General features: G+C 65.5%; 14 protein-coding genes. 9 read left to right on the forward strand and 5 right to left on the reverse strand.

The features are described from left to right. Positions 1-2: 2 nt before the first annotated feature. Together A6F68_RS10845 and grxC are read right to left on the reverse strand one after the other, a co-directional pair. Positions 3-821, reverse strand: coding sequence for a carbon-nitrogen hydrolase family protein (locus tag A6F68_RS10845; protein ID WP_067679808.1), 819 nt, complete (start codon positions 819-821; stop codon positions 3-5). Further along, the gene (grxC, locus tag A6F68_RS10850) at positions 818-1084 is read right to left on the reverse strand and encodes a glutaredoxin 3 (protein WP_084001798.1); all 267 of its coding nucleotides are present in this window, start codon (positions 1082-1084) and stop codon (positions 818-820) included. The genes A6F68_RS10845 and grxC overlap by 4 nt, the downstream gene beginning before the upstream one ends. Positions 1085-1249: 165 nt before the next feature. Here grxC and A6F68_RS10855 point away from each other — a divergent pair, with 165 nt between their 5' ends. Then, positions 1250-1726, forward strand: a complete 477-nt coding sequence (locus A6F68_RS10855; RefSeq protein ID WP_067679810.1) for an Hsp20 family protein — start codon at positions 1250-1252, stop codon at positions 1724-1726. Positions 1727-2013: 287 nt separating this feature from the next. Here A6F68_RS10855 and A6F68_RS10860 read toward each other — a convergent pair whose 3' ends face one another. The 3 genes from A6F68_RS10860 to tpiA all read right to left on the reverse strand — a co-directional run bounded on the left by A6F68_RS10860 (position 2014) and on the right by tpiA (position 4922). Continuing rightward, complete coding sequence (locus tag A6F68_RS10860) at positions 2014-3645, reverse strand: CTP synthase (protein ID WP_067679811.1); 1632 nt, start codon at positions 3643-3645, stop codon at positions 2014-2016. 91 nt (positions 3646-3736) lie between these two features. Further along, complete coding sequence (secG, locus tag A6F68_RS10865; protein ID WP_067679815.1) at positions 3737-4084, reverse strand: preprotein translocase subunit SecG; 348 nt, start codon at positions 4082-4084, stop codon at positions 3737-3739. A gap of 73 nt (positions 4085-4157) precedes the next feature. Then, on the reverse strand, positions 4158-4922 hold the full coding sequence (gene tpiA, locus A6F68_RS10870) for a triose-phosphate isomerase (protein WP_067679825.1): 765 nt from the start codon (positions 4920-4922) through the stop codon (positions 4158-4160). Positions 4923-5117: 195 nt separating this feature from the next. On the opposite strand from tpiA, the gene A6F68_RS10875 reads away from it, so the two are divergent. From A6F68_RS10875 to lexA, 8 genes are all read left to right on the forward strand, one after another. Further along, on the forward strand, positions 5118-7055 hold the full coding sequence (locus A6F68_RS10875) for a peptidylprolyl isomerase (RefSeq protein WP_067679829.1): 1938 nt from the start codon (positions 5118-5120) through the stop codon (positions 7053-7055). An 11-nt stretch (positions 7056-7066) separates the two neighbouring features. After that, positions 7067-8581, forward strand: a complete 1515-nt coding sequence (gene trpE, locus A6F68_RS10880) for an anthranilate synthase component I (RefSeq protein WP_067679832.1) — start codon at positions 7067-7069, stop codon at positions 8579-8581. After that, entirely contained in the window at positions 8578-9399 is an 822-nt protein-coding gene (locus A6F68_RS10885; protein WP_067679836.1) for a phosphodiester glycosidase family protein, read from the forward strand. The genes trpE and A6F68_RS10885 overlap by 4 nt, the downstream gene beginning before the upstream one ends. After that, a complete protein-coding gene (gene pip, locus A6F68_RS10890; protein WP_067679838.1) occupies positions 9396-10352 on the forward strand; it encodes a prolyl aminopeptidase in 957 nt (318 codons plus the stop codon). Before A6F68_RS10885 ends, pip begins: the two co-directional genes overlap by 4 nt. Further along, positions 10349-10933 carry an anthranilate synthase component II gene (locus tag A6F68_RS10895; RefSeq protein ID WP_067679846.1) on the forward strand — a complete coding sequence of 195 codons (585 nt, stop codon included), beginning with the start codon at positions 10349-10351 and terminating at the stop codon, positions 10931-10933. Before pip ends, A6F68_RS10895 begins: the two co-directional genes overlap by 4 nt. Next, positions 10930-11922 (forward strand): anthranilate phosphoribosyltransferase, encoded by a 993-nt coding sequence (trpD, locus tag A6F68_RS10900; protein ID WP_067679856.1) that lies wholly within the window; start codon positions 10930-10932, stop codon positions 11920-11922. Before A6F68_RS10895 ends, trpD begins: the two co-directional genes overlap by 4 nt. Continuing rightward, positions 11919-12704 carry an indole-3-glycerol phosphate synthase TrpC gene (gene trpC / locus A6F68_RS10905; RefSeq protein ID WP_067679858.1) on the forward strand — a complete coding sequence of 262 codons (786 nt, stop codon included), beginning with the start codon at positions 11919-11921 and terminating at the stop codon, positions 12702-12704. The genes trpD and trpC overlap by 4 nt, the downstream gene beginning before the upstream one ends. 129 nt (positions 12705-12833) lie before the next feature. Further along, on the forward strand, positions 12834-13511 hold the full coding sequence (gene lexA, locus A6F68_RS10910) for a transcriptional repressor LexA (RefSeq protein ID WP_067679862.1): 678 nt from the start codon (positions 12834-12836) through the stop codon (positions 13509-13511). The last annotated feature ends 4 nt before the right edge of the window (positions 13512-13515 follow it).

The following is a 13515-nucleotide window of genomic DNA, read 5'->3' on the forward strand; positions in this document are numbered from 1 at the left end:
GCTTAGTTGGGGATTGGGCGCTTGTTGGCAAGGGAAGGCAGTTGCCGGCGCACTTCGGCGGTTCGCTCTGCATCGATCTCCGCAAAGCCGACGCCTGGCGCATCGCCTCCCATGTCGAGCACGATGTCCCCCCACGGATCCACCACCAGACTGTGACCGAATGTGCGGCGCCCGTCTTCGTGATCGCCGACTTGCGAAGCTGCGATGACCCAGGCGCTCGCCTCGACCGCACGGGCGCGTTGCAGCAAGTGCCAATGCGCCTTGCCCGTGGGCACCGTGAAAGCGGCCGGTATCGCGATGGCATCGCAGCTCCGGCGCCCAAGCTCTTCGAAAAGAGCGGGAAAGCGGATGTCGTAGCATACCGTCAAACCCAACCGTCCCAGGGGAGTCCCATCGCTCGTAACCACCTCCCGGCCGGGCTCGAACGCGTTCGATTCCCGCCAGCTTTCGCCGCTGGCAAGATCGACGTCGAACATGTGAATCTTGTCGTATCGGGCCACGATCTCTCCGTGCGGTCCGATGAGGATCGAACGGTTGGCCCACCTGCCTCCTTCGCCGAAAACCGCAATGGACCCCAATGCGACCCAGATGCGGTGCCTAGAGGCAGCAGCACGTGCCGCCTCGAGGACGGGGTTCTGTTGCTCGGGGACGATGTGGGTTGCGGCGCGTGAACGGTCGCGGTCGAGCAAACCGGTCATTTCTGGCGTGAAGAGCATCGTCGCCCCGCCCTGCGCCGCCTCTGCCACTGCATCCGTCACGGTGCGGGCGTTGACCGCCGGGTCGATCCCCGCGGTCATCTGCAACAGCGCAATCCGCGTCATGCAGTCCCGAGAAGCTCGTCGAGCTTGCCCGCTTGATCGAGCGCGGCGAGGTCGTCCGAGCCGCCGATGTGGACGTCACCGATGAAGATCTGCGGCACGGTGCGCGCCATCGGAGCGCGCGACATCATCTCGTCGCGCTTGGGACCGCCCATGGTGATGTCGTGCTCGGTGTATGCCACGCCCTTGTCGTCCAGCAGCCGCTTCGCCCGATAGCAATAGCCGCAACCGAATTTGGTGTAGATCACAACTTCGGGCAATGCCATTATTTGTCCTTCAGATTCAGCAGCTTGCAAAGGGTTGAAACCGCGCGCGCCGCTCCTATCTCGGTTACGCTTTCCGTGCCGCATCGCGGGCGGGAAAGCAATCCGGCAGGCGCCGCATCTGCGGGCCCGCCTGATGGTCAAATTGCTCATTGGAGGATTTGTTTCATGTCACGTCTCGATTTCACACCGTATCGTCGTTCTACCGTCGGCTTCGACCGCCTCTTCGACATCCTCGAGAGCCAGGCGCGCGGCAATGCCGGCGACAACTATCCGCCGTTCAACATCGAGCGGAAGGGTGACGACAACTATTGCATCACCATCGCGGTCGCAGGCTTCAAGCCGGGCGATCTCGACATCACCGCACAGCAGAATCTGCTGGTGGTCCAGGGCAGGAAGCGGCCCGAGGGCCAGCAGGGCGAAATGCTCCACGTCGGCATCGCAAATCGCGGGTTCGAGCGCCGCTTCGAACTGGCCGATTACGTGCGGGTCGAAAATGCCGACCTCGCCGACGGCTTGCTGACGATCGACCTCGTGCGCGAAGTGCCCGAGGCGATGAAGCCGAAGAAAATCCTGGTCGGCGGACAGCCCACGCTCGAGGTCGTTCAGGACGATACCGAAAGCGGTGCGGCTAACGCCGCCTAATCTGGCAGCGCTGACATTATTTGGGGGCGGACCAATGGTCCGCCCCCACGACGAATGAACGCCGTCTCAGGCGAATCTGACCGTCCGGGTCGCAGAAGACGATCAAACTCGCGCCAAGCTCGTAAAAGGCCGGCCACATGCCAGCTTACACACGCGATCTTATCAAAAGATAACTCGTGCGAACCCCTGCCCCCTAGGCGCGTAGAGGCGCCTAAGGCAACATATATTCGTTTTCTATCGGGACGGATTGTAGGAAATGACCCTTTTCAGGCCATTGCAGACAGCAATCAGACCAGTCTGGCCTGCTGCAGCGCAGCAGCGATAAACCCGGCAAACAGGGGATGCGGATCGAAAGGCTTGCTTTTCAGCTCCGGATGGAACTGCACCCCGATGAACCAGGGGTGGTCCGGCCGCTCGACGATTTCGGGCAGTAGTCCGTCGGGCGACATTCCCGAGAAAACGAGACCGTCTTTCTCGAGCGCGCCCTTGTATGCCGAGTTGACCTCGTAACGATGGCGGTGACGTTCGCTGATGGTGGTCGCGCCGCCATAGATCGAACTGACGTAGCTGTTGCCGGAAAGCCTGGCATCGTAGGCGCCCAGCCGCATCGTTCCGCCCAGATCGCCTTCGGCACTGCGCTGCTGGAGGCCTTCCTTGCTCATCCATTCGGTGATGATACCGACGACCGGCTCGTCCGTCGGGCCGAACTCGGTCGAGCTGGCTTCCGAGTGCCCCGCTGCCCGCGCCCCTTCGATGCAGGCCATCTGCATGCCGAGGCAGATGCCAAGGAACGGCACCTTCCGCTCCTTGGCGAAGCGCACCGAGGCGATCTTGCCCTCGCTGCCACGCTCGCCGAAGCCACCGGGCACCAGGATCCCGTGCATCGGCTCGAGCCGTGCAGCGATCTCGTCGTCGTCCTTCTCGAACAATTCGGCGTCGATCCAGCGGATGTTGACCTTCACCCGGTTGGCCATGCCCCCGTGCACGAGCGCCTCGTTGAGCGATTTGTAGGCGTCGGGCAGGCCGACGTACTTGCCGACAACGCCGATCGTCACCTCCCCCTCGGGGTGCTCATAGCGGTCGAGGATGTCGTCCCAGCGCGACAGGTCGGGTGCGGGGGCGCTCATGCCGAAATGACGCAGAACTTCGTCGTCGAGCCCCTCGCGGTGGTACTGGAGAGGAACCGCGTAGATGCTCGAGGCGTCGAGCGCGGGGATGACCGCTTCCTTGCGCACGTTGCAGAACAGCGCGATCTTGGCCCGCTCGCTATCGGGCAGCGGCTTTTCACAGCGGCAGAGGAGTATGTCGGGCTGGATGCCGAGCCCGGTCATCTCGCGGACCGAATGCTGGGTCGGCTTGGTCTTCAATTCGCCCGCGGCGGCGATGTAAGGCACCAGGGTGACGTGGACGAAGCAGGTATCGTCGCGTCCAAGCTCGTTACGCAGCTGACGCAGCGCTTCGATGAACGGCAGGCCCTCGATGTCGCCGACCGTTCCCCCGATCTCGCAGAGCACGAAGTCGAGGTCATCGGTGTCGCTCTGCGCGAAGTCCTTGATCGCGTCGGTGACGTGCGGAATGACCTGCACCGTCGCGCCCAGGTAGTCGCCGCGGCGCTCCTTCGCGATTATGTCGCGATAGACCCGGCCCGAGGTGATGTTGTCGCCCTGGTGTGCCGAAACCCCGGTGAAGCGCTCGTAATGGCCGAGATCGAGATCGGTCTCCGCCCCGTCGTCGGTCACGTAGACCTCGCCGTGCTGATACGGGCTCATCGTGCCCGGATCGACGTTGAGATAAGGGTCGAATTTGCGGATGCGCACGCGGAATCCACGTGCCTGCAGGAGAGCCGCGAGGCTCGCCGCCATGAGACCTTTGCCGAGCGAGGAGACCACGCCGCCGGTGATAAATATATACCGCGCCATGGGAGTCGGGCCTTAAGCGTGTCGCAGGGGTACGCGCAAGCAAGTTCGCGCGGCAATGTGCCGCAATCCACAACCGGCTTGTCGCAAGCGGTTACTGGGTCAGGTCGGCGAGCGGGTCATCGGCAGGCGGCACCGGCGCCGGCTGGGCCGGTGCGGGCGCGACGGGTGCCGAGCGATCGAGCGTCGATTCGACCGATACGCCGCCGTTGCTCGTGCTGGCAGCGAGTGCCGCCAGTGCGATCGAAAGGACCACGAACAGGATCGCCAGCCAGCGGGTCGAGCGCGACAGGAAGTCGGCTGCGCCGCGTGCGCTCATCATGCCGCTGGGGCTGCCGCCGATGCCGAGGCCGCCACCTTCGGACCGCTGCATGAGGATGACCCCGACGAGGGCTGCGGCAACAACCGCCTGTACGACGAGCAGGAATAGGAAAAGCGACATAGGACGGAATTCTCGTGTTCGGGTGCGACCGCGCACTTAGGGATGCGCGGCTCAATCGGCAAGCGGCGCGGGTTCAGGCGTCCTGCAGGTCGGCTGCCGCCATGACGATGCCGAGGAAGCTTTCGGCGGTCAGACTGGCGCCGCCCACCAGGGCGCCCCCCACCTCGTCCGCGCCGAGCAGGTCGCGGGCGTTCTCGGGCTTCACCGAACCTCCATAGAGGATCCGGACCATCCCGCCCTCCTCTTCGCCGTATCGCGAGACCAGGAGCGCGCGGATTGCACGATGCATTGTCTCGACGTCGGCAACGGTCGCTGTCTTGCCTGTGCCGATCGCCCAGATAGGTTCGTACGCGACAGACAGACGTTCGCCGGCACCCTCGATCGATTCGGGCAAAGAGTTCCGCAGCTGTGCGATCACGAAAGCTTCGGCATCGCCCGCGTCGCGCGTCGCCTCGGCCTCGCCACAACAGACGATCAGCTTGAGGCCCGCGGCAAGAGCCGCTTCCGCCTTGGCTCTGATCAGAGCATCCGTTTCCATGTGGCCCTGACGGCGCTCGCTGTGTCCCAGGATTACGAACTTGGCGCCGGCATCGGCGATCATCACCGCCGATATATCCCCGGTGTACGCGCCGTCGGCTTCGGCACTGCAGTCCTGCGCGCCGACGCCGATCTGTTCGGCTTCCTTGTGGACCGCGTGGATCAGCGTGTACGGCGGGGCCAGCGCAACTTCGACTTTCATCAGGCGCTGCGCGGAACGGTCGATCGCCCGCGCCTCCGCGAGCATCGCCCGCGTGCCGTTCATCTTCCAGTTGCCGACGATAAAGGGCCGCAAGGCCATGTGACGTTTTCCCGTAGGTGAATTGAAGATTGGGGGCGGGCCATAGCCACCATCGCTCCTTCAAGCAAAGCTCCTTCGTGGCCCATGCACCAAAACGCGTCAGGACCTGTTGCGGCAAGGTCGCATGGCATCTAAAGCCCCCGGCCATCGGCGCGGCCTCGACCGCGCACCTGTTCCTTCGATATTCGGATCGCCATGCTTCAGTCCTTTCGCAACGTCTTCAAGTCCAAGATCGGTCTCGGCCTCACCATCGGCTTCATCGGGCTGATCGGCGTCGCCTTCGCGGTGGGAGACGTGGCTTCCACCGGCTCGATGGGTGGCGGCATCACCGGCGGCGACAACGTGGCCGTCGTCGGCGACGAGAAGATCAGCGCAAACGAACTGAGTCAGGCCGCCTCACTGGCAGTCGACCAGCTGCGGCAGCAGGAACCGACACTGTCCCTGCAGGCATTCGTCGAGCAGAACGGGCTGGACGAGGTACTCGACCAGTTGCTCGATCGGCGCGCGATCAGCTGGTGGGCTGCCGAGCACGGCATCAGGGTCGGGAGCAACCTCATCAACAGCGAGATCCGCCGGATCCCTGCGTTTGCGGGCCCCGGCGGCCAGTTCAGCGAAGCCGCCTATCAGGCGGCGCTTGTCCAACGGAAGCTTACCGATGCGGAGGTCCGCCGCGACCTCGGCGATGCGCTCGTCGCGCAGCAGGTTCTCGTGCCCGGATCGTTCGGCGCCCGCATGCCGGTCAAGGTCGCGGCACGCTATGCCGCCCTGACGAAGGAGCGGCGCGAAGGAGCCATCGCGACCATTCCGAGCGCGGCATTTGCGCCGACCGGAGCGCCGACAGCGGCACAGCTCACCGCATATTACAACGCCAACCGCGGCGACTACATCCGGCCCGAGCGCCGCGTGCTGCGTTACGCCACGTTCGGCGCCGAGGCCCTTGGCAACATCGAACCGACGTCCGCCGAGGTGTCCGCACGATACAATCGCGATCGAGCGGCAAAGTATGCAGCGCGCGAACTTCGCTCGTTCACTCAACTGATCGTTCCGACAAAGGCAGCCGCCGACGCGATCGCCGCGCGTGGCGGGGCTGCGCTCGAGACCGCTGCACGCGAGACCGGGCTCCAGCCGAGCAAGATCGAGAACGTGGACAAGACGACCTTTGCGGGCAACACCTCGCAAGCGGTGGCTAATGCAGCTTTCGCCGCGGGACGCGGGGCAATCGCCACTCCGGCACGCGGAGGCCTCGGGTTCTACGTCGTCCGGGTTGATGCGATCGACAACACTCCGGCCCGTTCACTCGACCAGGCTCGGACCGAAATAGTCGCCGCGTTGCGCGAAGAAAAGCGCGTGCAGGGACTCGCCGATCTTGCCGCCGAAGTGGAAGGCCAGATCGACGACGGCGGTTCGCTGACCGACATCGCCAAGTCGCTCGAGGTAGAAGTTTCCACGACAAAGCCGATCGTTGCCGATGGACGGGTTTACGGTGTTCCTGGCGAAACCGCGCCGGCGGTCCTCGCACCGGCCCTCGCCGCCGCTTTCGAAATGGAAGAGGGCGAGCCGCAGATCGCTGCGATCCCCGGAACCGATCAGTATCTCGTTTTCGAGACTGCGCGGATTACGCCGTCGGCCGCCGCTCCGCTGGCGGAGATCAGGGACGATGCAACCGCCGGTTGGCGCCGCGAGGCGGGGCAGAAGGCAGCGAAAGCTGCGGCCGACCGCATCGTTGCACGCGTCGCAAAGGGCCAGACGCTGGCCGCGGCAATGGCTGCAGAGAAGGTGGCCCTGCCGGCGATGGACTCGGTCAACATGACCCGCGGCGAACTGGTCCAGCAGGGCCAGCGCGTGCCGCCTCCGCTCGCGCTGCTGTTCTCGATGGCGAAGGACAGCGTCAAGCGTCTCGAGGCGCCTCGCGATGCGGGCTGGTTCGTGGTCGCTCTCGACGAGATCGAGCCGGGCAAAATTGCAGCGGACGATCCGCTGCTTGCCCAGGCATCGCGTGCGTTCAGCGAAATGCTGGGCCGCGAATATGGCGATGCAATGCGGGCCGCGATCCGTAAGGAAGCCGAGATCGAGCGCAACGCAGACGCCATTGCCGCGGTGCGCAGGCAGCTCACCGGCACGAGCGCAAACTGAGGACGCGCGCGCTGGGCGGCGCAGCTCCCGAGAACGCCGACGCGGCACGCGCGGCGCTGGCTGAGGGTCGGCCGGCGCTCGTATGGCGGCGCGTGGTCGCCGACACGGAAACCCCCGTGGGCGCGGCACTGAAGCTGATCGAGCCGGGACGCGGCGACTTTCTTCTCGAATCCGTCGAGGGCGGGGAAGTGCGCGGGCGCTACTCGATGCTGGGTCTTGACCCCGACCTGATGTTTCGCGCCGAAGGCGAGCGCGCGGCAGTGAACCGCCACTGGCAGGTGTCGCGCGACGGCTTCGAGGAACTATCAGGCAACGCGCTTGCCGAACTCCGCGCGCTGGTGGACAACTGCCGCATCGAAGTGCCCGAAGGCCTTCCTCCTGCGCTGTCGTTTCTCGTCGGCTATTTCGGTTACGAGACCATCGGCCTGGTCGAAAAGCTGCCGCGCGCCGCGGAACCGGGCCTTGCCCTGCCCGACATGTTGTTCGCGCGGCCGACGGTCCTGCTGGTGTTCGACCGGCTCAGCGATGAGCTTGTCTGCATGGCACCGGTCTGGTCCGGAAGCGGCGATCCGTCCCAATCGGTCGAAACGGCGAGCGAGCGCATCGACGAGACACTGCGCCGCCTGGCTGCTGCCCCTCCCCCTGCATCGCGCGCCGCCGACTTGCCAGAAATGGCGCTGCAGCCGACCATGCCGGCAGAGCAGTTCGCCGGCATGGTCGCCCGCGCAAAAGACTACATCGAGGCCGGCGACATCTTTCAGGTCGTGCTGTCGCAGCGGTTCGAGTGTCCCTTTCCGCTGCCCCCGCTCTCGCTCTATCGCGCGCTGAGGCGGGTCAACCCGAGCCCGTTTCTCTATTTCCTCGACCTTCCCGGCTTCGCGGTGGTCGGCTCGAGCCCGGAGATCCTAGTCCGCGTGCGCGACGGGGAAGTGACCATCCGCCCGATCGCCGGTACCCGACCGCGCGGGGCGACGCCGGAAGCGGACAAGGAAGCTGAGGAAAGTCTGCTTGCCGACGCTAAGGAGCGTGCCGAGCATCTCATGCTGCTCGACCTGGGCCGCAACGACGTAGGCCGCGTGGCGGCGAAGGGCACGGTCCGGGTGACCGACAGTTTCACCGTCGAACGTTACAGCCACGTCATGCACATCGTCAGCAACGTAGTCGGCGTTCTGGACCCGGCGAAGAGCGCGCTCGACGCCCTGTTCGCGGGCTTTCCCGCAGGGACCGTCAGCGGCGCACCGAAAATCCGCGCCTGCGAGATCATCGCCGAGCTCGAGCCCGCCGCGCGCGGGCCCTACGCCGGCGGCGTGGGATACTTTGCACCCGACGGCACGCTGGATTCCTGCATCGTTCTTCGCACCGCGGTCGTGAAGGACGGTGTCATGCACGTGCAGGCCGGCGCCGGGATCGTGGCCGACAGCGATCCGGCCTACGAGCAGCGCGAATGCGAAGCCAAGGCAAGCGCGCTCATTGCCGCGGCGCGCGAGGCGGCGCGGCAGGCGACCGAGCCGGGGTTCGGCCAGTGACGGCCCGCTTCGCCCTGCCCCTCGTAATCCTGCTCGCGGCATGCAACCAGCAGCCCGGCGGCGAGCCGGTGACGCGCATCGATCTTGAGGATCCCAACGCGAATGTGGCCGCAACGCCTTCGCCGACACCGACTTCTACTGTCGCCTCCCCGTGCGAAACCGTCACCTTCGACGATGCGCAATTCACCCACTGCACCGCGGATCCGGCAATCCACCGGATAACGACGATGCTCGGCAAGACGCCGTACAGGGGATTCAAGGCCTTTGCCGACGCCTCGCCGGACGAGGCCATGCGAGTCGCTTTCGGTGTCAACGCGGGCATGTTCGACGACGAAGGCAAGCCGATCGGCTACTACGTCAAGGACGGCGAGCGACTGAAGGAACTCAACCGCAACGACGGGGCGGGCAATTTCCACCTGAAGCCCAACGGCGTCTTCTTTGGCTCGGCCGGCAAGTGGCGCGTGATGACGGCCGACGCATTCTACAGCCAGGTCGGAGACCGACCCGAATTCGGTACCCAGAGCGGACCGATGCTCCTCATCGACGGCAAGCTCCATCCCGAGATCACCGAGGACGGGCCCAGCCGGACCATCCGCAACGGCGTGGGCGTCGACGCTGCGGGCAAGGCGCATTTCGTCATCAGCGAAGGGCCGGTCAGCTTCGGCAAGCTTGCTCGGTACTTCCGCGATGTGCTGAAGACCCCCAACGCGCTCTATCTCGATGGGGCGGTGTCCGCGCTCTGGGATCCTGCCGAAGGCCGGATGGATGCCCGCGCACCGATCGGCCCGATGCTGCTGGTCGAGGAGAAGGCAGAATGACCTACCGCACCCTCTATCCCGAAATCGAGCCATACGAGACCGGCCACCTCGACGTGGGCGACGGGCACAAACTCTACTACGAGCGCGTCGGAACGCCGGGCGCCAAGCCTGCCGTGTTCCTCCACGGCGGCCCTGGCGGAGGGATGAGCACGTCGCATCGGCGGCAATGGGATCCCGCCCGGTACGACGTCCTGCTGTTCGACCAGCGTGGCTGCGGCAAGTCGCTCCCCTTCGCGGAGATCGAGGCCAACGACACCTGGCGGATCGTCGACGACATCGAGGCCTTGCGCGAAATGTGCGGTCACGATGCCTGGCAGGTCTTCGGCGGTAGCTGGGGCGCCACTCTCGCCCTCGCCTACGCGCAGAAGTATCCTGCGCGCGCCACCGAGATCATCCTTCGCGGCGTGTTTCTCGCCCGGCAGACCGAGAAGGGCTGGCTCTACGAGTACGGCGCGAGCGAGATCATGGCCGAGCAGTGGGACAGCTTTTCGGGCCATATTCCCGAAGCGGAGCGCAGCGACCTGGTGCGAGCTTACTACGCTCGCCTGACCAGCGACGACGAAGCCACCCGCCTCGCCGCTGCCACCGAGTGGTCGCTGTGGGAAGGCAACGTTGCCACGCTGCTCCCGAATCCCGGCCTGCTGGCCGACTTCGAGGACCCCGCCAAGGCGGTGCCCTTCGCGCGCATCTGCGCCAAGTTCTTCCTTGAGGATTTCTATCTGGAGGAAGCGCAGCTTTTGCGCGACGTCGACCGGATCAAGCATATTCCGGGGGTCATCGTGCAGGGCCGCCACGACATCTGCACGCCCCCGACATCTGCCTGGGCGCTCAAGAAGGTCTGGCCGGAAGCCGAACTCTGGATTGTCGACGATGCCGGCCACTCGGCGAGCGAGCCGGGTATAGTGGATGGACTGGTGCGCGCGACCGACAAGTTCGCTAACGCCGCGCCATGATACTCGTCGTCGACAACTACGACAGCTTCACCTTCAACCTGGTCCATTACCTGATGGAGCTGGGCGCCGAGGTGCGCGTGGAGCGAAACGATGCGCTGACCGCCGCAGAAGCGATCCGCACGAATGCCGCCGGATTCCTGATCAGCCCCGGCCCCTGCACTCCGAACGAGGCCGGCATCAGCCTCGACCTCGTCGCCGCCTGCGCCGATGCGGGCAAGCCGCTGATGGGCGTATGCCTGGGACACCAGTCCATCGGCCAGCATTTCGGCGGTCGCGTCGTGCGCGGCGGGCTGATGCACGGCAAGACGTCCCCCGTCACGCACGACGGCAGCGGCGTGTTCGAGGGCCTGCCCTCCCCCTTCACCGCGACCCGCTATCACTCGCTGGTGGTCGAAGACATTCCCGACGCACTCGTCGTCAACGCGACCGCGGATGACGCCCATGTCATGGGCTTCCGCCACCGCGAGCTGCCCATCCACGGCGTACAGTTCCACCCCGAGAGCATCGCCACCGAACATGGCCATGCCCTGCTTGCGAACTTCCTGCGCCTCTGCGGTATCGAAGCGGGAGTTCCGGCGTGAGGACGCTGCCCCCATCCGAGCCGCACCTTACCGAATCGCAGGCCGAAGAGGTGTTCGGTGCCCTGCTGGATGGCGAAGTGGCCGAGAATGAAATCGCCCGGTTCCTCTGCGACCTGTCCGACCGCGGCGAGACCGCCGACGAGATTGCCGGGGCAGCGCGGGCGCTGCGCGCGCGGCTGATCCCGATCGACGCGCCGGAGGGCTCCATCGACGTCTGCGGCACGGGAGGCGATGGGCACCATACCCTCAACGTTTCGACCGCGGTGTCGCTGGTCGTGGCCGCCGCAGGTGTGCCGGTGGCGAAACACGGCAACCGTGCTGCGAGCAGCAAGGCGGGCGCGGCCGACACCCTCGAGGCGCTCGGGCTCGACATGGAGGCGGCCGGGCGCACCGCCGAAAGAACGCTCGCCGAAATCGGCATCTGCTTTCTGTTTGCGAAGAACCATCATCCGGCGATGGGTCGAATTCAACCCATTCGTCAGCGGCTCGGCCGCCGAACCATCTTCAACCTGATGGGCCCACTGTCGAATCCGGCCGGGGTCACACGCCAGCTCATCGGCATCGCGCGCCCGGCCTATGTGCCAATTTACGCAGAAGCAAAGGCGCGCCTCGGCACCGAGCGGACGTTGATTGTATCGGGTGACGAAGGCCTCGACGAACTGAGCCTCGCGGGTGGCAACGAGATTGCCGACGTCAAGGGTCACGAATGGGAGATGCGCCGTGCCCGCGCGTCGGACGCCGGGCTGCCGAGCGCACCGATCGAGGCCATCCGCGGCGGCGATGCGGCGCACAACGCCAAAGCTCTCAAGGCGCTGCTGATGGGCGCGCCCGGCCCCTATCGCGATGCGGTGCTGTTCAACGCCGGGGCATCGCTGATGATCGCCGGCAAGGCGGCGAATTACGCCGAAGGTGCCGCCGTCGCAGCCGAAGCGCTTGATTCGGGCCGTGCGGAAGCTCTGCTCGCGAAGTGGATCGATCTCGCTCAATGAACAAGCTCGACGAGATATGCGCGGTCAAGCGCGACGAAGTTGCCGCGCGCAAGGCGCTGGCGACTATCGAGGACCTCGATCGTCTTGCCCGTGGTCAGTCGGCGCCTCGCGGTTTTCGTGCCGCGCTGGAAGCGAAGGTCGCGACCGGGTTCGCCCTGATCGCCGAGATCAAGAAGGCCTCCCCCTCCAAAGGCTTGATTCGCGCCGACTTTCGCCCTGCCGAGCATGCGGTTGCGTATGAAAGTGGCGGAGCCGCCTGCCTGTCGGTTCTCACCGACGCCCCCTTCTTCCAAGGGCACGAGGACTTTCTCGCCGATGCGCGGCGCGCCTGTGCGTTGCCGGTTCTCCGCAAGGATTTCATGGTCGACCCGTGGCAGGTTGCCGAAGCGCGCGCCATCGGCGCCGACGCGATCCTGATCATCGTTGCAGCACTCGACGACGGGGCGATGGCCGAGATCGAGGCCGCCGCGATCGAGCGCGGGATGGACGTCCTTGTCGAGGTTCACGATGCGGCGGAGATGGAACGGGCCGCCCGGCTCCGATCGCGGCTGATCGGGGTGAACAACCGCAACCTCAAGACCTTCAAAACCGACCTGGCCACGACCGAGGCGCTTGCGCCGCTCGCTCCGGACGGCACCTTGCTGGTCGGCGAAAGCGGGATCAACAGCCATGCGGACTGCGAGCGACTGTCACGCAGCGGCGTGCGTACCTTCCTCGTTGGTGAAAGCCTGATGCGCCAGCAGGATGTCGAAGCGGCGACGCGCGCATTGCTGGCCGCGTGAACGCAACCTTCGACACCGATCCGCGGTGTCTTCGGTGGAGAACGTTCATACGGGTTGACGGACTGTAACAAGTTTCCTAATTGTTCCGCGTTCGTTCCCGTATGGAACATTTGCCGGGGGATAGGTCCCATGCTCACCGCGAAACAGCGCGAATTGCTGCATTTCATCACCGTCCGCCTGGAAGAAAGCGGCATTTCGCCTTCGTTCGAAGAGATGAAGGAAGCGCTCGATCTCAAGAGCAAGTCGGGGGTGCATCGGCTCATCTCGGCGCTCGAGGAGCGGGGCTTCATCCGGCGCCTTGCGAACCGCGCCCGTGCTCTAGAGGTCATCCGTCAGCCCGAGGATTCGGTTGCTGCTCCGCGCACGCGCTCGGCGGACAACGTCGTGCCGCTGCGTCCCCCGGTTCGTCCCGAGCCGGCCAACGACGTCGTCGAGCTCCCGCTTCACGGACGTATTGCGGCAGGCATGCCGATCGAGGCGCTCGAGGGACAAAGCACCCTGCCCGTTCCCGCCGCGCTGCTCGGTCCGGGCGAACACTATGCGCTGGAGGTATCCGGCGATTCGATGATCGAGGCGGGGATTTTCGACGGCGATTTCGCTCTGGTGAAGCGCACCGATGTGGCCCGCGACGGAGAAATCGTGGTCGCGCTCGTCCGCGACGAGGAGGCGACGCTCAAGTACCTGCGCCGCGAGAACGGGATGGTCCGGCTGGACCCGGCCAACGGAGCGTACGAGCCGCAGGTCTATCGGCCCAACGAGGTCAAGGTGCAGGGCAAGCTCGCAGGTCTCTTGCGCCGCTACCACTAGAGGG

The organism is Tsuneonella dongtanensis (assembly GCF_001698205.1).
Taxonomy (GTDB): domain Bacteria; phylum Pseudomonadota; class Alphaproteobacteria; order Sphingomonadales; family Sphingomonadaceae; genus Tsuneonella; species Tsuneonella dongtanensis.